This is a genomic window from Pseudomonas sp. BIGb0558 (assembly GCF_024807515.1).
In the GTDB taxonomy this organism is placed as follows: domain Bacteria; phylum Pseudomonadota; class Gammaproteobacteria; order Pseudomonadales; family Pseudomonadaceae; genus Aquipseudomonas; species Aquipseudomonas yamanorum_A.
Genome location: NZ_JANUEW010000015.1, coordinates 104,204 through 122,233, shown reverse-complemented (window position 1 = coordinate 122,233; position 18,030 = coordinate 104,204). Strand labels below are relative to the sequence as shown.

Below are 18,030 nucleotides of genomic sequence, written 5' to 3'. Positions count from 1 at the left end.
GCTCCTACTGATCCAGTAATTTGCTGCTCGGCCCGGCGCTGCCATTGTTAAGGCGCGTGCGCAGCGAAAACAACCACCACAGCACACCGACGCCGAGTGTAACCCCGGTGGTGATGGCGCCGGTGTGGCTTTCTTCCGGCACGCTCAGGGTCAGGATCACCGCGATGGCCCACAGGCCACCGAGGATGATCATGGGCAGCAACCAACGGCCCAGGCTGAACACGCCCGCAGGCGCCCCCGGCATCCGGCCGTTTTTATAGGCCAGGTACGCGGCAATCAGCGTCAGCAGGTAGGTGCAGTAGTAAGTCAGGCCGACCATCGAGTAGATCGCCGTGACAAACCCGCCGCTGGCCAGGTTCAGCAGCACGGCGATGGCGGTGATCAGCACGATGGCGCCCACCGGCGTGCCGAAGTGCGGGTTGATCTTCGCCAGCACCCTGGAGCCCGGCAGCATGTTGTCCCGGGACAGGGCAAAGGTCATGCGCGTGGCCACCGCCATATTGGCGATCAGGCAGGCGAGGATCGAGGCGAAGGCGATCACGATCATGCCCACGCCGGCGGCGTTGCCCAGTTGCAGGCGCACGATATTGATCACCGGGTTTTCGCTGTGGCTGAGCAGCTCGCTGACCGAGCCCGGGATCGCAATGCTCAGCAAGGCGAACACCACGAAGCCCAGCACGCTGGACACCAGCACCGCTCGCAGCATCGCCCGGGGAGCGGCGCGGCGTGGGTCCTTGGTTTCCTCCGACAGGTCCGCCGCGCCTTCCCAGCCCAGCAGCACCGAGACCGGCAGCAAGGTGGCGAGGGCGATGGTGGTGAAGCTGACGGTGCCGCCGCTCACCGGCTGCGCCGAGGTCAGGATCGCCACGCCCTGGGTGTGTTCGAAGAAGAAAAACACCCCGAAGAACAACGCAATCGCCAGCAGCACCGTGCCGATGATTTCGATGATCGCGCCGATGTCGTTGATGCGCGTGGCCAGGCGGATCCCGCAGATATTCAGCAGGCCCACCACCAGCGTCGCGCCGATGCTCAGGCCCTGGATCTGGCCTTGTGTGGGGTTGGCCCAGATCTCCGGTGCGAACACCGTGCCGATGGCCGCCGAGGTGGCTGCAGTACCCGCCACAAACGAGGTGAACGCGACCCAGCCGGTAAACCAGCCGAAGTGATTGCCCGCCAGCCGGCTGGACCATTGGTAGGCGTAGCCGGTAAGCGGAATGCGCCCGGCCAGGTGGCAGTAGACCATGACGATGCAGCACACCAGCGGGATCACCAGCAGCCACAGAAGGATGCCAATACCGCCGACGCGGTTGAACGGGTCGGCGAACAGCGTGACCACCCCGGTATTGATCGAGACCATGGAAAAGGCCAGGGCAAACGAGGTGAACGAACTCATGGTGCGGTGCATCTTTTGCTCGTAGCCGAGGCTGGCGAGGTCGGCGTCATCGCTGGACAGCGGGGCCTGGGCATTCGGCGGGGCGGTCACGGTGTTTTCGACGAATGTGCTCATGGCCGTTGCTCCTCGATGATGCCGATCACTTCGTCCAGCACGTCGAGGGCCTTGGCCAGCAACGGGCGTTCGATATCCAGCGGCGGCTTGACCTTGATCAGGTTGCCGAGCCCGGCGTAACGGCTTTCGCCAAACAATACGCCGCGCTCCACCCCAAGGCGATACACCTCCTGGGATTCCCTGCAGGCCGGTTCTTTGGTGGTGCGGTCCTTGACCAGTTCGATGGAGGCCATCAGCCCGGGGCAGCGCACGTCGCCGATCAACGGGTGGCGGGTTTGCATCTCCTTGAGGCGGGCGGTGATGTACTCGCCGGAGTCCCGCGCCTTTTCGCAGAGGTTGTCGGCGACGATGGCTTCCACCGTGGCGTAGCCGGCGGCCAGGGAGACGGGGAAGTGGCCGAAGGTCAGGGCTTCTTCGCCTTCGTCGAACCACTTGAGCTTGTCGTCGGCCAGGATCCCGGCCAGGGGGAAGCCGCCGCCGACGCCTTTGCCGAACACGATGATGTCGGGCAGCACGTCGTAATAGTCGGCGGCGAACATCGTGCCCATGCGCCCGAAGCCGGTTTGTACCTCGTCAAAAATCAGCAGCACACCCAGGCGGTCGCAGATCTCGCGTACGCCCTTGTAGTAGGAGCGGGGGAATTCGATATGCCCGCCATTGCCCTGGATCGGCTCCATCATCACGGCGGCCACGCCACCGTCGACGCCTTTGAGGATGGTTTCTTCCAGCAGGCCGAGGCACAACTGCGACTCGGTTTCCGGGTCCATGCCCAGGCGGGTGCGGTAGGGGTTGGGGTGTGGCACGCGGGTGAAGCGCGGCTGGATCGCCAAAAACGGGTTGTTCGGATGGGGCCAGCTCGCGCCGAGGGTGGCCAGGGAGCGGCCGTGGTAGCCGTCTTGCAGCACCAGCAGGTTCTGCGCGCCGGGGCGGTTCTTGAAGGCCAGTTTCATCGCCATCTCACCGGCGAGGCTGCCATGCAGGGCAAAGCCCATCTGGTTGAGGGCGCCGGGGGAAACTTCCCGCAGTTTCTTCACCAGCCGGGTGTGGGCGGGGGAGCCGAAGTTGGGGCGGATGTGGGTCATTTCGCGCAATTGCGCGACGGCGGCTTCCACCACCCGAGGGTCATTGGCCCCCAAATTGTTTGACCAGGCCTGGGCGGTACAGTCGATGTATTCCTTGCCCTGGTCGTCCCATACCAGCGAGCCTCGGGCCTTGACCAGGTTGATCCTGGAGGGTGCGGTGTTCATCACTTCATTCATCTGCTTTATCTCTTTTGTTAGGGCGGCAGTGTTTGGGGATGTGTGCAGTTAGGGTTGTGACTCGCTGCATCGAGTTGACCCGATGCTAGTCCCGGGGACGGGAGGAATAGAAAGACCGATTGCAGTGGGATTATTTGGCGTGGCTTATTAATAAAATCCTTTGAAACAAAATGAAACATTTGTCGCGGGCCAGCCTCTACCGTATCTCCACGACGAGTACTTTCATGAAAACTCCGCGTCCTTCTTCGCGAATGCCTCACCTCACGCAACTGCGCAACCTGAAGATGGCGCGCTCCGCCCACGCTTATGTGCGGGGCAGTACGGTTCAGTTTTATGAGTGGCTCCACAGCCAGCACGGCCGGCGCTTGCCCCACGGGCCGGCGATCTGGATCTGCGGCGACTGCCACGCCGGCAACCTTGGGCCTACGGGCGACACCAAGGGCCGGATCGACATGCATATCCGCGACCTTGACCAGGCGGTGATCGGCAACCCGGCCCATGACCTGGTGCGCCTGGCGTTGTCCCTGGCCACTGCTGCCCGGGGCTCGGATTTGCCGGGGGTGACCACCGCCCGCATGCTCGAAGAGATGATGGTGGGCTACGCCCAGGCATTTAAGGACAAGCCCGACGAGGCACCGCCGCGTCCGTCCCAGGTGAAGTCCGGGATGCGTAGCGCGGTGGAACGCACCTGGAAAAACCTGGCCCGCGAACGCATTGAAAACACCCGGCCGACGATTCCGTTGGGCAAGCATTTCTGGTCGTTGTCGCGGGCGGAAAAATCAGCCCTGGAAACGCTGTGTGCGTCGGATGAAATCCACCGGCTGGTGACTTCGCTCAAGGGCCGCTCCAACGACGACACGGTCGAGCTGCTGGACTCGGCTTATTGGGTCAAGGGCTGCAGCTCCCTTGGGCTGTTGCGCTATGCGGTGTTGCTGGGAGTAGGAGACAAGTCGGATCAGGAATACTGCCTGCTCGATATCAAGGAAGCAGTAGGCGCTGCTGCTCCGCGTGCGGCCCGGGCAAAGATGCCCAGGGATAATGGCCGGCGGGTGGTGGAGGGCGCGCGGCACCTTTCACCGGCGTTGGGAGGGCGAATGTTGGCGACGCGGTTCCTGGATCACGGTTTTTTCATCCGCGAATTGCTGCCCCAGGACATGAAGCTGGAGCTGGATGAGCTGAGTGAAATTGATGCGATGCACGCGGCCGGGTACCTCGCGCGGGTGGTGGGCGTGGCCCATGCACGGCAGATGGATCGGGACACGCGCAAGGACTGGATGGCGATGTTGCAGGAGAACCGCTCCAAGCAGCTGGATGCGCCGCCGTGGCTGTGGACCAGTGTGGTGCAGTTGGTGGGGAGCCATGAGGAAGGGTATCTCAACCACTGCCGGCGGTATGCGCTGGAGCACTGACCCGGGAAACAGCTGAATCACTGTGGGAGCTGGCTTGCCTGCGATGGCATCACCGCGGTGTATCTGACACACCGAGGTGATGCCATCGCGGGCAAGCCCGGCTCCCACATAAGCCCGGTCCTACCTGAGCGCTGTGTTCAGGCCAGGTATTTCCTGAACCAACCCAACGTCCGCTCCCACGCCAGATTCGCCGCCGCCTCGTCATACCTCGGCGTCGAATCGTTGTGGAACCCATGATTGGCGCCCTTGTAGATAAACGCCTCGTACGTGGTACCCGCCGCCTTCAACGCCTTCTCGTACGCCGGCCAGCCCTCGTTGATCCGCGTATCCAGTTCGCCGTAGTGCAGCATGATCGGCGCTTTGATCCGTGGCACATCCTTGGCCTCCGGCTGGCGCCCGTAAAACGACACCGCCGCGCCCAGTTCCGGATAGGCCACCGCCGCCGCGTTGGTCACACCGCCGCCATAACAGAACCCGGTGATCCCCACCTTGCCGGTGCTTGAATCGTGATGCATCAACCATTCGATGGCGGCGAAGAAGTCGTTCATCAGTTTCTCGGGGTCGACTTTCTGCTGCAGTTCCACACCTTTCTCATCGTTGCCGGGATAGCCGCCGACCGAGGTCAAGCCGTCCGGCGCCAGGGCAATAAACCCGGCCTTGGCCAACCGACGGGCCACGTCTTCGATATACGGGTTCAACCCACGATTCTCATGCACCACCACCACTGCCGGCACCTTGCCGGTGGCCTTGGCCGGGCGCACCAGGTAGCCGCGCACCGTGCCGTTGCCCTTGGGTGACGGGTAGGTGATGTAGTCGGCGACGATCTGCGGGTCGGTGAATTTCACCTGTTCGGCCAGGGCGTAGTTGGGGCTCAGGGCGGCGAGCAGGGCCGACGCGGTCAGCCCGCCGAAGGTGAACAGTGCCGCACGGTCGAGAAATTCCCGGCGGTTGATCTTGCCGTGGGCGTAGCCGTCGTAAAGCTCCAGCAGTTCAGGGGCGAAGTCTTTGGCGGTCAGACGAGTCATCGGTGGCGTCCTCGATTAGCGGTGGGACTGAATGTAGACCAGGATCAGGCTTCCCGGCCATGGGCAGCGGCGGCCAATTGCCCGGTGTCGACCCGCACGAACACCGAATCGCCGATCGCCGTCAGCACGCCATCGGCGTACACCTCGCACACCACGCGGCTTTTGCGCCCCACGTCACCTTCGACTTTCGCACGCAGGGTCAGCGGCACGCCCATCGGGGTCGGCTTGATGAATTTGATCCCCAGGTTGCCGGTCACGCAGTCGATACGCGGCAGGCTGCCGGGTTCGCGTTGCTCGGCACGGTAGTGGTAGGCCATGGCGGTCCAGTTCGAATGGCAGTCCACCAGCATCGCGATCAAGCCGCCGTAGACCAGGTCGGGCCAGCCGCAGTATTGGGCGTCGGGCTGGTGCTCGGCGATCACGTGGATGCCGTCGGCGTCCCAGCGGCTCTTGATGTGCAGGCCGTGGGGGTTGCTGCTGCCGCAGCCGTAGCAGACGCCTTCGGGGGCGGTGGTGTCTTGCAGGGAAAGCGCGGGCATCGTGGCTCCTTGTTGTTTGAGTTCCATCCGGCATGAGCCTAATGCCAGGGGCGTGAATAAATCCAGCACCTACGCTGTTAGCAGTGCACAGCGTGTTCCATTCCCACTCGAGAATCCCATGAAACGTCGATTGCTAGCGGCCTTCCTTACCCTCGGCACCCTGTTCAATGCGTATGCCGTGGAATACACCGACGTCAACCCGGCGGCCAGCACCATCAGTTTCACCTATGACCAGATGGGCCAGCAGGTGTACGGCACCTTTGGCACCTATTCGGCAGCCCTGAGTTTCGATACGCAAAACCCTGCTGCCGCCAGCACCGTGCTGACCATCCAGCTGCCGAGCATCAACGCCGGCAGCGACGACGCCAACACCGAACTGCCCAAACCCGGCTGGTTCGACATGACGACTTACCCGGTGGGCACCTTCACCTCGACCCACATCACCGACCTGGGCGGCAGCCGCTACCTGTTCAGCGGCAACCTGACCCTCAAGGGCCAGACCAAACCGGTGGAGGTCAAGGTGGCCCTCAAGGAACAGAGCGGCATCGGCGTGTTCGACGGCGAATTCGTGCTCAAGCGCGACGACTTCAAGATCGGCGCGGGGGAGTGGGCGGACAGCGTGGTGTCCAATGAGATCGTCATCAAGTTCAAGATGGTTGCGCCTGAACGCTGAGAGCTGAGATTCTGGCAGCTCTGAATCAAGGCGGTAACGTCATGGATGATATTGCTTACAGCGACAGACAACGCTGGCTGGCCCTGACCCGCATCAACACCCTGTCGGTGCTGTCCCAGATCGTGCAGATCGGCACCATCACGCCGTTGCTGTCGTTGTCCCTGGAACAGAAGGGCGTGGACCCGGCGAAAATCGGCGTGATCGTCAGCGCATCGTGGATCGCGATCCTGTTGCTGTACAAGATCGTGCCGCGGTTGTTGGGGCACCTGGGGCTGGTGAAGGCCAATCTGCTGAGTGTGGTCCTGACCGTGCTGGGGCTGATCGGCATGACGCTGACCGGCGAGCTGGTGCTGCTGTTCGCCCTGAACTTTGTGCTGGGCATCGGCTTGATCCTGCGCTGGATCGCCTGTGATACCTGGATCGTTTCCGTGGCCACCGACAGCGAACGCGGCCGGGCCATTGGCGTGCACGAAACCCTGATGGGCCTGGGGATTGCCGTCGGGCCCTTGCTGCTGGTGGTGTTCGGGGTCGACAGTGCGATTCCCTATTACGCCTGTGCGGCTATCGTGCTGCTGTCCGGTGGCCTTGCGTTGAGCTTGAAAGGGCACGATTCGCGGCCGAAAACACCGGCGGAGAAACGCCACGGCAAACTGTTCAGCGTGATTCCGGTGGCCTTGTGCGGCGCGTTTATCGCCGGGTTCTCGGAGACCTCATCGGTATCTTTCCTTGGCGCCTACAGCCTTTCGGCGGGCTATGTGCTGGCGGCGGCGACGTTGTTGATCTCGGTATTCGGCCTCGGCGGCACCGTGCTGCAACTGCCCATTGGCTGGATGGCGGATAAAAGTTCGTACAAGACCGGCCAGTTGGCCTGTGGCCTGGTGGTGCTGCTGGGCACCCTGGCGATCCCGTTCAGCCAAGGGCTGCCGTGGCTGTCGGCGCTGATCGTGTTTGTATGGGGCGGCGCGATTGGCGGCATGAACACCCTGGCGGTGATCGAGGCAGGAGACCGGGTGGCCGAGCACCAAGTGTCTACCGCGATGACTGCGATTGCGCTGTTCTACACCTTGGGCAGCGTGCTCGGGCCGATTGCCACGGGGGCGACGGTGTCCTATGTCAGCCCTCATGGCTTGATGATCAGTGTCGGCGTGGCCGGCGGGCTGTTTATCGCGTTGTTGATGTTGAGGAAGGCCGACTAGCGCGCAAACTTCTTCGCGCCCGCCACGCAGGCAATCACCGCCACAGTCACCAGCAGCATGCCCAGGCTCACTTGCTCATGCAGCAGCGTCGCCGCCAGTGCCAGGCCGAAGAATGGTTGCAGCAACTGCAGTTGCCCCACGGCAGCGATACCGCCCTGGGCCAGCCCGCGATACCAGAACACAAACCCGATCAGCATGCTGAACAGCGACACATAGGCCAGGCTCAGCCAGGCCGGCAGGCTGATGCCGGTGAACGACGCGGGTTTGAGGATGGCCGTCAGCGGCGCGACGATCGGCAGCGAGACCACCAGCGCCCAGCAGATCACCTGCCAGCCGCCCAGGGTGCGCGACAGCTTGGCGCCTTCGGCATAACCCAGGCCGCACACCAATATTGCCAGCAGCATCAGCAAATCCCCGGCGGGCGCGGCGCTCAAGCCTTGGGCAACGGCATAGCCGACCACCAGCAGGCTGCCCAGGATCGAGAACAACCAGAATACCGGCTTGGGCCGCTCGCCGCCGCGCACCACGCCAAACACCGCCGTAGCCAACGGCAGCAGGCCGACAAACACGATGGAGTGGGCGCTGGTGACGTACTGTAAGGCCAATGCCGTAAGCAGCGGAAAGCCGATCACCACCCCCAGCGCGACGATTGCCAGGGGCAGCAAATGGCTGCGGGCCGGGCGTTTTTCCTTGAACAGCCACAGCAGGCACAGGCCGAGCAGGGCGGCGATGGTGGCGCGGGCGACGGTCAGGAACACCGGGTCGAATTCCAGCACCGCCAGGCGCGTGGCGGGCAGCGAGCCGCTGAAGATCACCACGCCGATAAAGCCATTGAGCCAGCCGCTGGCGTTGTGTTCCTGGGTGTTGAGGTGGGTGGTGCGTTCCATGGGCGTCGGGCTCGATGAAGGATAAGTTGCGTCCTTCGCATCCTATGATTCACCATTAAGACAATCAAAAAATTGTCATGGATACATCGCCTATGCCTCGCGCCCGCTACAAGACCCTGGTGGACACCTTCGCCCGGGATATCCGCTCCGGCACGCTGGCGGCGGGTGCCCGTTTGCCAACCCACCGCCAGTTGGCCGCGAGCCACGGCCTGGCGTTGGTTACAGCCAGCCGGGTGTACACCGAGCTGGAGGCCATGGGCCTGGTCAGCGGCGAGACCGGGCGCGGGACCTTTGTGCGGGAAATTGCGCTGTCGCCGGGGCAGGGCGTCGGCCAGATTGCCGTGGCGGCGGGCATGATCGATCTCAACTTCAACTACCCGTCGTTGCCGGGCCAGACCGACCTGCTGCGCACTGCCTTGCGCCAATTGGCGCTGTCCGGCGACCTGGCGGCACTGCTGCGCTACCAGCCCCACGCCGGCCGGCTGCATGAGCGGGCGGCGGTGGCGCGGCACCTGGCGAGCCGGGGGCTGACGGTGCACGCGGAGCAGGTGCTGATCGTCAGCGGGGCCCAGCACGGGCTGGCGGTGACCATGATGTCGCTGCTTAAACCCGGCGATGTGGTGGCGGTGGATGCGTTGACCTATTCCGGGTTCAAGGTAGTGGCCGAGACGCTGCATCTGGAAATCGTCGCGATCCCGGTGACCGCGACCGGCCCGGACCTGGCCTTCCTCGAAAAGCTCTGTGCCCGGCGCCCGGTATGCGCCGTGTACAGCATGCCGACCTTGCATAACCCGCTGGGTTGGGTGATGAGCATGGCGCAACGTGAGCACTTGGTAGCGATTGCCCGCCGGCATGACCTGATCCTGATCGAGGACGCTGCCTACGCGTTTTTAGCCGAGGACGCGCCGCCGCCTGTGGCCGAACTGGCGCCGGAGCGCACGGTGTATGTATCGGGGCTGTCCAAGAGTGTCGCCACTGGGCTGCGGGTGGGGTTCGTGGCCGCGCCTCAGCAGTGGATGGCGGCGCTGGAACGTACGGTCATGGCCACCACCTGGAATACCCCGGGGGTGATGACCGCTGTTGCCGCCGCATGGATCGACGACGGCACGGTGCAGCAGCTGGAAGCGCAAAAACGCGAGGATGCCCGGGCTCGCCAGGTGGTGGCCGATGAGGTGTTGGCGGGGCTCAATGTGATCCGCCATCCGTCTTCGTATTTCCTGTGGCTGCCCTTGCCGGAAGACGCCCGCGCCGACCAGATCACCATGGCGCTGGCGCGGGAAAACATCTCGGTGTCCACCGCCGAACCGTTTGCTGTTTCGGCCCACGTGCCCCATGCCTTGCGTGTGGCGCTGGGCTCGGTGGACCGGGAGGTGCTGCGCGAGGCGCTGGTGAAGGTGCGCTGGGCGGTGGAGGCGTACTAGGCCTCCTGATGGCCTTTGATATGACTGTGGCGAGGGAGTCTGCTAAGTGGCGAGGGAGCTGCTGTGATGAGGAGCTTGCTGTGGTGAGGAGCTTGCTGTGGCGAGGGAGCTTGCTCCCGCTGGGCTGCGTAGCGGCCCCAAAAAAAGCGGGAGCGCTGCGCACTCCAGCGGGAGCAAGCTCCCTCGCCACAGCAGCTCCCTCTTCACAGCAGCTCCCTCTTCACTGCAAGCTCCCTCCCCACTGCAAACTCCTCACCAAAGCAAGCTCCCCCCTCACAGGAAAGCATCCGCCTGCTATCAGAACTTGTAAGCCTGGCGCCCAATCAGCAGCCACTTGCCTTTCTGCTTCTGCCAGACCTGGAAGTTTTCAATTTCGGTAGGCACCTCAACACCACTGTTCACCGCCTGGGCGGAAAAGTGGTTGCGCACCAGGGCGGTGTCGCCATTGAGGGTGATGGTCTGTTTCTGCATTTCCAGGGTCTTGAAACCGCTTCTGCCGGTTTCAATGTCGGCGATGAATTCCTGCTTGTTCTGGATCTTGCCGCTGGAGTGGCCGTAGGTGAGGTTGTTGGCGGTGAGTACCTGCAGTTGCGGGATGTCCTTGTGCAGCATGGCCTGGGTCAGGTGATCGACCGCAGCGGCTACATCCTTGTCACTTGCGGCAGGCGCGGCGGCCGCGTAGCCGCTGAACAGGCACAGAAAACCAATCAGAACCTTGACGTTTTGCATGGGTGTTTCCTTGTTGTTGTGGGGTACTGGTACGACACAGGAGGGCTCTTGTGGTCGTCGTACAACCATGCCGTATTTCAGGTGATCAAGGAAAGTGAAATTTCTCCTGGTCCTGGATATAGGCGCTATCGAATGGCATTGGTTGTCCTATCACTTGCGAAATAGTCGCCAGTACTTCCCGAGCAAATGGCACATGGCTATGCTGTGGCCGAAGCACCCATATCCCCAAGACCATGGGCGATGCGGCGGATGAATGGCAGCGCCGCAACAGCCAATAAGGACAACAACACATGACACCGGATCAAAAGTACGCGGCGGCCATGACGCGCCTCGGTTACCAGCTCAACGAGTTCAAGATCGGCGGCAACTACACGCCGTTGTTGCGGGACGGCCATCACATCTACATCAGCGGCCAGATCCCCCGGGTGGGTGACGCCATCGTGCTGCCCGGCAAGGTCGGCGAAAGCCTCAGCCTGGCCGACGCACAAATTGCCGCGGGCGTCAGCGCACTGCGGTGCCTGGGGTTGCTCAAGCAGGCACTGGGTTCGCTGGATCAGGTCAAGGCGATCTTGAAGATCAATGTGTACGTGCGCAGCGCGGAGGACTTCGACCAGCAAAGCGAAGTGGCCAACGGCGCGTCCGACCTGTTGAACGAGATTCTGGGGGCGGCCGGGTCGCATACGCGCACCTCGGTTGGCGTGCTGCAACTGCCCAAGGGCGCGGCGGTGGAAATCGACATGATTGCTGTGGCAAGGGACTGACGCCAAACGACCCATGGCACGGCGATCTTGCTGATTGCCGTGCCGATGGTGTGAGCCCCTTCAGGCTTGCACATCAACGCCGATGTGCGCCTGCAGCCAGTCCTTGTATACGGCGATGTTATCTGTCGACTGGTCGCCATTTTTCGCGGTGACGGTCTTGCCATCCAGGCGCCCGATGTCCAGCAGGTACTGAAGACCGTTGGCCACATGGGTGGCGTCGCTTTTGCTGAGTGACTGCACATCAGGCAATTCGACGGCATTGCTTTTATCGTCGAAGGTCGCCCACGACGGATTGGCTCTGGCGGTGGCAACGGTTTGCGCGGTCGAGATCACTTGCTCCTGATAGCTGGCTTCCAGCTTGGCCTTGATCTCTGGTGTGGCGTTGATGACCTCGATCCTCCCGGCCCGAAGCGTGCCGTTTTCCATGGACTGGGTCAGGCTCTTCTGGGCCAGTGCGATAAGGCTGGTGCTTCCGATCATGATGTTGCTCCCTGGTTGGTAACAGGAGCACAGCAATAGTCAGGCCATAAGCTGCAAGCCTTGTGCTGCGGGGCCGCCGGGGGCGGGGAGTGGGCAGGGGTTGCCGGATCCGGCAAGGCATTGCCTATTTCGACCGCTCATACGCCGCGGTCATCACCTGCCACGTCTGTGCATCCGCCGGAATCAAATGCTCGATGCGCAACGAGGTCACGGTGATGTCCTGCGGCATGCCGAAGGTGGTGAAGGTCGACATGAAGTTCAACTCACCTTCCCTGGAGTGGAGGCGTGTCAGCACCAGCGGCGGCAGCTCATTGGTCAATGCCTCGGGGCTCTGCGGCGCCGGCAGGCTGTCCAGAATCCTGGCAAGTTGCGGATTGCCCAACGCCTCGCGGGATGCCCGTTGCCAGGCGACGGTTCGGATTTCTTCAGCGTTGATCAAGTGATCACCCAGCCCGCCAGGCTGCAGCAGGGTGACCAGCAAATTCAGCCCTTCAGCCGCTTCCGGCTTGATCCCCACCAGATCGAACAGCACGTGGCTACTGGCATTGGCGGCGAGCACTTCCCAGTGACTGCCCAGCACGATAGCCGGCGCCGGATTGTTCGCGTGCAGCACGTGGCTGATGGCCTCGCGAATGGCTTCCATCGACGGTGACGTGAGCGGGGTGGCCTCATAACGTGGGGCGAAGCCGGCGGCCAGGAATACGTTGTTGCACTGCTCCAGCGGGGCCTCGAGGGCCATCAACAGAATATGCAACGTGCCCGGGCTGGGCTTGGCGCGGCCGGTCTCGATGCAGCTCAAGTGGCGCTGGGAAACCCCGGTGATCAGCGCCAGTTCCAGCTGACTCAATCTGGCCTGCCGACGCAGCACGCGCAGTTGCGCGCCGGCGGGCGTGTCGGGGTTTTCGCGGGGGAAAGGTGGGCTGCTCATGGGCTGACTCTGGCCGTGCGGGTCGGTGATGTCGATGACCTGTGAGGTCATTGAGAAGGGACGGACGTTATCACTAATGTGCAGCTTCCCGAACCGTTGTCTCCAAGGAGGAGAACATGCACAGACCCTGGATCGCCCTTGTCGGGTTGTTGGCGTTTACCCTGTACACCGTGATCACAATGCTCATGGCCGAGCAGTCGCTCATGGCGTTCGGGCTTGAATTGATATCGAGGCCGGACACCGCCCAGGTGGTGATTGACCTGTACCTGATGGCGCTGATGGCGTGCGTGTGGATGTACCGGGATGCGCGGGCCAGAGGCAAATCCCGGGTGTCGGTGTTGCCTTATTGGTTGATAACGGCGGTGTTTGTGTCCGTGGGGCCGCTGCTGTATCTGGTGGTCAACGGATTCCGCCATCGCGCAGGGAGCCAATGATGGAAGTCTATGCCCTGTGCGTGTTGGTACTGTTCATCAAGATGTTGGCGATCTCTTGCTATCAAGGCTATTTCCGCCTCAGGCACCTTGCGTTCATCAACAGTGAGGATGCCGGCTTCTTCAAGCGGGCGGCTAATTCGCAGGAACTGCCCCCCGTCATCCGAGGCGCCAGGTTTCAAGCTGGCGTGGCCATAGGCACAGGCGTTACGGGTAAGCCAGGAACGATAAGAATGTCCACCTCTAGCCAAGAAAACAGGTATTGCCTTTCAAAGATTCTAATTTTCGTGCCTGGGGGAAATTGAAAGTCATCCCTGATGATGAGCTGGCTTCTCCCGGTACTTCGTTTCCAGCCTTTTGGGGTGTCAATTTTTGTGGGGTCAATATCAAAAACGATAGCCTTGTTCCAACCATTTAAGATGTGTGACCCCGTACGGAAGGAACTGTATGTTCCCGGCAGTCCGCATGAAACCCATGTGCCCTTTGCTTCCCCATCCAAAAAACGATCAAGCAGGTGGGTGCTGTTTTTGATTGGGTGTGCCTTTAAGCATCCCTCTCCCAGTTTTTTATCAATGAGTTTCCGAGTGGCTCGATGGCACACTGTCACACTGCACTGCTGCTGGAGGAATTCATGGGTTCTCGTTGCCTCCGCTGCCGGGACATAATGAAACATAACAACGACCAAACCTATAACGTTAACCAGGGTAAGTAAGACTGCGCCGGTGAGTTGGTATTCATATGGAATGTTGACGTTGATGTATATCAAAAGCGTTGCAGATAAAGTGATGGTGAAGCCTACAAGGGCCAGTGCTGCATTTTTCATTATTTAGCGTGCTGTGTGGAGTGGGTCTGGATGCTGACGTTCAGTCTAAGTCAGCGCTGGGTATTTGGTAGCGCAGTGCAACAGGGATATTCTACAGGCTGTGTGTCAGGGTAATTGTAGACACGTAAAATTCGTCGCCGGCCAACATGTCGCTTTGAGTGATATCGCTTCTTCTAGGTGGCGGAGCTTCTAATATAATATTATTTTCGCAGTGCTTTAGGTCTTCGTGGAATATGTTCAAAGGATAGAGGTCAGGGCCAATATTGAACTCCTCCGAGTTTCTTTTTGCGATGCTATCTCTTACCTCAAAAATCAGGGTGCCTGCGTATTTTGCAGAAAGTAATTGTTTGTCTTGAATTTGCGCTTTGAATGCTGCTTTTTTGTAGGCTTCAATCGGCGCGTCCAGAATCACATCGTTGGTCAGCGTCCTGAGTTTATTCCAGATTATGTTGAAGTAAATTTCTTCGTTCAGACTATAGAAAAGTCTATGCATCGGGCAGGAATCAGGATAAGTGCTTTCAAATGTTGGATATGTCTTTGGGCGGCCAGTGAGTGTCTTGCCGACGATTGCTGTTCTGCCGGTTGCTATACTTTTAAGGTACTCGAATATGTTTTTGGGGTGGGGTATTCTGAACCCATATGTGCGCACGTCTGCGCGTAGATCGTAAATCGCTAGAAGGTCATCGTATTGATCGGGTGGTGTTGAAGTTTTAATGAATTCCTGGCAGAGGCTGACAGTTTCCACCAAGTAGTTAGAAAGTTTTTGGGTTTTTTTCAGGATTTCTTTATCTAGGGATTCTATGGTTTTTAGCGCTTCCTTTAAGTCATTTTCATGCTCCGCAATGTTGGCGGCCTTTAAAGAGAGCTCCGCAAGCCTGATGCTTTTTTGCTCATAGGCGTGTTTAAAGGTGTCGTGTATCTCGTTTTTTGCTCGTTCATCATATTCTTTGGATTTTTGTATTAGAAAATTTCTCGCCTCTGCGGAATTTCCGGATTCGATTAGCTTTTGAAATCCTACTCGGAGGTCCTCTGAGTACATAGTGTCTCCTTGACTGAAACGATGCTTGTTGAGGTTGAAAGCAGATGGGAACGATGTAGGCAGTGATCAATATCTATCTTGAAAAGTTTCGCGTCTCATGAGCGTAGATGCGGCATTCCAGCTGCAACATGAGATGATGTCATAATGCCATGCTGTTGGGTTCTAAGCAAAGGGCTCAGATTTGAATTGCTCGCGAAGGCCATCAACGATGACGCTCGCATCCTGATTCAACGCGGCGCCCTCAGGTTCTTCGCGAGCAAGCTCGCTCCTACAGTGGATCTGTTCCATTTAACGGGTTGTGTTTAGATCCGTGCCAACGCCTGCGCCAGATCCGCCCGCAGGTCCTCCACATCCTCAACCCCCACCGACAACCGCACCAACCCGTCACCAATCCCCAACTGCGCCCGGGTCGCCGCCGGAATGCTCGCATGGGTCATGATTGCCGGGTGCTCGATCAGGCTTTCCACTCCGCCGAGGCTCTCGGCCAGGGCAAAGATCTTCACGTTTTCCAGGAAGCGTGTCGCTCCTGCCAGGTCGCTTTTCAGGTCCACCGAAATCATCCCGCCAAACCCGCGCATCTGTCGGCGCGCCAGTTCATGTTGCGGGTGCGACGCGAGCCCCGGGTAGTAAACCCGCGCCACTTGCGGCTGTTGCTCCAGCCACGTCGCCAGTTCCAGTGCGTTGCTGCAATGGCGTTCCATGCGCAGCGCCAGGGTCTTCACCCCGCGCAGGGTCAGGAAGGCGTCGAACGGCCCGGCAATCGCGCCCACTGAGTTTTGCAGGAAGCCCAGGCGCTCGGCCAGTTCAGGATTCTGGCCCACCACCGCAATGCCGCCGATCACATCGGAGTGGCCGTTGAGGTACTTGGTGGTGGAGTGCACCACGATGTCGAAACCCAGCTCCAGCGGGCGCTGGATCCAGGGGCTGGCGAAGGTATTGTCGGCCACGCAAATGATGCCCCGGGCCTTGCATACGCGGGCGATGGCGGCGAGGTCGGTCAGGCTCAGCAGTGGGTTGCTCGGGGTTTCGACCCAGACCATCCGGGTGTCGTCCTGCAACGCAGCTTCGAAGGCCGACAGGTCGGTCAGGTCGACGAAGCTGAAGCGATGCCCGGCGCTGCGTTGGCGCACTTTGTCGAACAGGCGAAAGGTGCCACCGTACAGGTCGTTGCCGGAGACCACGTGGGCGCCGGCGTCGAGCAGTTCCAGCACGGTGGAAATCGCCGCCAGCCCGGAGGCAAACGCGAAAGCCTGAGTGCCGCCTTCAAGGTCGGCCACGCAGCGTTCCAGGGCAAAGCGCGTCGGGTTGTGGGAGCGCCCGTAGTCGAAGCCTTTGTGCACGCCGGGGCTGTCTTGCAAATAGGTGGAGTTGGCGTAGATCGGCGGCATCAGCGCGCCGGTAGTCGGGTCTGGGGATTGCCCGGCATGGATCACGCGGGTGGCGAAGGCGCTTTTATCGTGCTGGGTCATGCAAGGGATCTCCGTAAGTGATTGAGCAGGTCGACGCGGGTGATCAGGCCGTGAAAGCCCGAGGCGTCGGCAATGATTGCCACCAGTCCGCGATCCAGTTCGGCCTGCAGTTGCGCAAGGCTGGCGCTGGGCGCAAGGGTGTGAAGGGCGTTGGTCATGGCGCTGGCCACGGTCATGGAAAAGTGCGCGGCGTTGTGATGCAGGCCAAGCAGCACATCCGATTCGTCGAGCACGCCCACCAGTTGCTGGCCGTCCACCAGCACGGGCAGTTGCGAGACGTCCGCCAGGCGCATGCGCTGGAAGGCGGTGAGCAGGCTGTCGTCGGGGCCGACGCTGATCACCCGGCCATCCTCGAACCGGCGGGCGATCAGGTCCCGCAGGTCGCCGTAGTGTTTGTATTGCAGCAGGCCGGCGTCGTTCATCCATTGGTCGTTGTAGACCTTCGACAGGTAGCGCGTGCCGGTGTCGCAAACGAAGGTCACCACGCGCTTGGGCTCGGTCTGTTCGCGGCAGTAACGCAGGGCGGCGGCGAGCAGGGTGCCGGTGGAGGAGCCGCCGAGAATGCCTTCGGCCCGCAGCAGTTGGCGGGCGTGGTCGAAGCTTTCTTCGTCGCTGATGGAATAGGCGTGGCGCACGCTGGAGAGGTCGGCGATCGAGGGGATGAAATCTTCACCGATGCCCTCCACCGCCCACGAGCCGGGCTCCGTCATAGTGCCGCTGCGGCTGTATTCCGCCATCACCGAACCCACCGGGTCGGCCAGCACCATGGCCAGGTCGGGTTGCACGCGTTTGAAGAAACGGGTCAGGCCGGTGAGGGTACCGGCCGAGCCGACGCCGACCACGATGGCGTCCAGGTCATGCTGGGTCTGGGCCCAGATTTCCGGCGCGGTGCTGGTCTCGTGGGCGAGCGGGTTGGCGGGGTTGTTGAACTGGTCGGCGAAGAAGGAATCGGGAATGTCCTTGGCCAGCCGGGCGGCCACGTCCTGGTAATACTCGGGGTGGCCCTTGCCGACATCGGAGCGGGTGATGTGCACCTCCGCGCCCATGGCTTTGAGGTGCAAGACTTTCTCGGTGGACATCTTGTCGGGCACCACCAGCACCACCCGGTAACCCTTGGCGCGGCCCACCAGGGCCAGGCCGAGGCCGGTATTGCCGGCGGTGGCTTCGATGATGGTGCCGCCGGGACGCAGGCGGCCGTCGCGTTCGGCGGCGTCGATCATGGCCAGGCCGATGCGGTCCTTGATGGAGCCGCCGGGGTTCTGGGACTCAAGCTTGAGGAACAGCGTGCAGGGGCCGGTATCGAAGCGGCTGACCCGAACCAGCGGGGTGTTGCCGATCAGTTCGAGCACGGCGGGGCGGGAAGCGGTGGGCATGTCGTCACCTGGCTACGGAAGGGCGTATGGGATGGACAGCAGTTTCGAAAGCATGGTTTCGAACATAGGCCGGTATCGAGC

At 61.2% G+C, this 18,030-nt stretch carries 18 protein-coding genes; 6 read left to right on the top strand and 12 right to left on the bottom strand.

The annotated features are described in order from the left end of the window. Positions 1-4: 4 nt before the first annotated feature. Positions 5-1,507, bottom strand: coding sequence for an APC family permease (locus tag M2400_RS19185; protein WP_177130261.1), 1,503 nt, complete (start codon positions 1,505-1,507; stop codon positions 5-7). Then, the gene (locus tag M2400_RS19180) at positions 1,504-2,766 is read right to left on the bottom strand and encodes an aspartate aminotransferase family protein (RefSeq protein ID WP_259201237.1); all 1,263 of its coding nucleotides are present in this window, start codon (positions 2,764-2,766) and stop codon (positions 1,504-1,506) included. The genes M2400_RS19185 and M2400_RS19180 overlap by 4 nt, the downstream gene beginning before the upstream one ends. A gap of 224 nt (positions 2,767-2,990) precedes the next feature. Between M2400_RS19180 and M2400_RS19175 the strand changes: the two genes are divergently transcribed. Beyond that, positions 2,991-4,175 (top strand): DUF2252 domain-containing protein, encoded by a 1,185-nt coding sequence (locus M2400_RS19175; protein ID WP_259201236.1) that lies wholly within the window; start codon positions 2,991-2,993, stop codon positions 4,173-4,175. Between the two features lie 137 nt (positions 4,176-4,312). Here the strand turns inward: M2400_RS19175 and yghX are convergent, their stop codons facing one another. Together yghX and M2400_RS19165 are read right to left on the bottom strand one after the other, a co-directional pair. Then, a complete protein-coding gene (yghX, locus tag M2400_RS19170; RefSeq protein WP_177046719.1) occupies positions 4,313-5,200 on the bottom strand; it encodes a YghX family hydrolase in 888 nt (295 codons plus the stop codon). Positions 5,201-5,244: 44 nt separating this feature from the next. Next, positions 5,245-5,739: a PaaI family thioesterase gene (locus tag M2400_RS19165; protein ID WP_177121007.1), complete on the bottom strand. Its 495-nt coding sequence runs from the start codon at positions 5,737-5,739 to the stop codon at positions 5,245-5,247. 118 nt (positions 5,740-5,857) lie between these two features. Between M2400_RS19165 and M2400_RS19160 the strand changes: the two genes are divergently transcribed. Beyond that, the gene (locus M2400_RS19160) at positions 5,858-6,412 is read left to right on the top strand and encodes a YceI family protein (protein ID WP_259201234.1); all 555 of its coding nucleotides are present in this window, start codon (positions 5,858-5,860) and stop codon (positions 6,410-6,412) included. Positions 6,413-6,453: 41 nt separating this feature from the next. Next, the gene (locus M2400_RS19155) at positions 6,454-7,608 is read left to right on the top strand and encodes an MFS transporter (protein WP_259201233.1); all 1,155 of its coding nucleotides are present in this window, start codon (positions 6,454-6,456) and stop codon (positions 7,606-7,608) included. Here the strand turns inward: M2400_RS19155 and M2400_RS19150 are convergent. Further along, complete coding sequence (locus M2400_RS19150) at positions 7,605-8,495, bottom strand: DMT family transporter (protein ID WP_259201232.1); 891 nt, start codon at positions 8,493-8,495, stop codon at positions 7,605-7,607. The two genes, M2400_RS19155 and M2400_RS19150, sit on opposite strands and share 4 nt — an antisense overlap. A 92-nt stretch (positions 8,496-8,587) precedes the next feature. On the opposite strand from M2400_RS19150, the gene M2400_RS19145 reads away from it, so the two are divergent. Continuing rightward, positions 8,588-9,916 carry a PLP-dependent aminotransferase family protein gene (locus M2400_RS19145; RefSeq protein ID WP_259201231.1) on the top strand — a complete coding sequence of 443 codons (1,329 nt, stop codon included), beginning with the start codon at positions 8,588-8,590 and terminating at the stop codon, positions 9,914-9,916. A gap of 297 nt (positions 9,917-10,213) precedes the next feature. On the opposite strand, the gene M2400_RS19140 is transcribed toward M2400_RS19145, so the two are convergent. After that, on the bottom strand, positions 10,214-10,645 hold the full coding sequence (locus M2400_RS19140) for a nuclear transport factor 2 family protein (protein ID WP_177046709.1): 432 nt from the start codon (positions 10,643-10,645) through the stop codon (positions 10,214-10,216). Between the two features lie 290 nt (positions 10,646-10,935). Between M2400_RS19140 and M2400_RS19135 the strand changes: the two genes are divergently transcribed. After that, positions 10,936-11,406 (top strand): RidA family protein, encoded by a 471-nt coding sequence (locus M2400_RS19135; RefSeq protein WP_259201355.1) that lies wholly within the window; start codon positions 10,936-10,938, stop codon positions 11,404-11,406. Between the two features lie 60 nt (positions 11,407-11,466). Here M2400_RS19135 and M2400_RS19130 read toward each other — a convergent pair whose 3' ends face one another. Together M2400_RS19130 and M2400_RS19125 are read right to left on the bottom strand one after the other, a co-directional pair. Further along, on the bottom strand, positions 11,467-11,886 hold the full coding sequence (locus tag M2400_RS19130; protein ID WP_256348384.1) for a hypothetical protein: 420 nt from the start codon (positions 11,884-11,886) through the stop codon (positions 11,467-11,469). Between the two features lie 124 nt (positions 11,887-12,010). Next, entirely contained in the window at positions 12,011-12,814 is an 804-nt protein-coding gene (locus M2400_RS19125; protein ID WP_259201354.1) for a helix-turn-helix domain-containing protein, read from the bottom strand. 116 nt (positions 12,815-12,930) lie between these two features. On the opposite strand from M2400_RS19125, the gene M2400_RS19120 reads away from it, so the two are divergent. Next, the gene (locus M2400_RS19120) at positions 12,931-13,248 is read left to right on the top strand and encodes a DUF2834 domain-containing protein (protein WP_259201353.1); all 318 of its coding nucleotides are present in this window, start codon (positions 12,931-12,933) and stop codon (positions 13,246-13,248) included. A 175-nt stretch (positions 13,249-13,423) separates the two neighbouring features. On the opposite strand, the gene M2400_RS19110 is transcribed toward M2400_RS19120, so the two are convergent. The 4 genes from M2400_RS19110 to M2400_RS19095 all read right to left on the bottom strand — a co-directional run bounded on the left by M2400_RS19110 (position 13,424) and on the right by M2400_RS19095 (position 17,949). Then, positions 13,424-14,068, bottom strand: coding sequence for a hypothetical protein (locus M2400_RS19110; RefSeq protein ID WP_259201356.1), 645 nt, complete (start codon positions 14,066-14,068; stop codon positions 13,424-13,426). A gap of 91 nt (positions 14,069-14,159) precedes the next feature. Continuing rightward, positions 14,160-15,107, bottom strand: a complete 948-nt coding sequence (locus M2400_RS19105) for a hypothetical protein (protein ID WP_259201352.1) — start codon at positions 15,105-15,107, stop codon at positions 14,160-14,162. A gap of 302 nt (positions 15,108-15,409) precedes the next feature. After that, positions 15,410-16,576 carry a cystathionine gamma-synthase gene (locus M2400_RS19100; RefSeq protein ID WP_259201351.1) on the bottom strand — a complete coding sequence of 389 codons (1,167 nt, stop codon included), beginning with the start codon at positions 16,574-16,576 and terminating at the stop codon, positions 15,410-15,412. Then, entirely contained in the window at positions 16,573-17,949 is a 1,377-nt protein-coding gene (locus M2400_RS19095) for a cystathionine beta-synthase (RefSeq protein WP_177046700.1), read from the bottom strand. The genes M2400_RS19100 and M2400_RS19095 overlap by 4 nt, the downstream gene beginning before the upstream one ends. Positions 17,950-18,030: the final 81 nt, after the last annotated feature.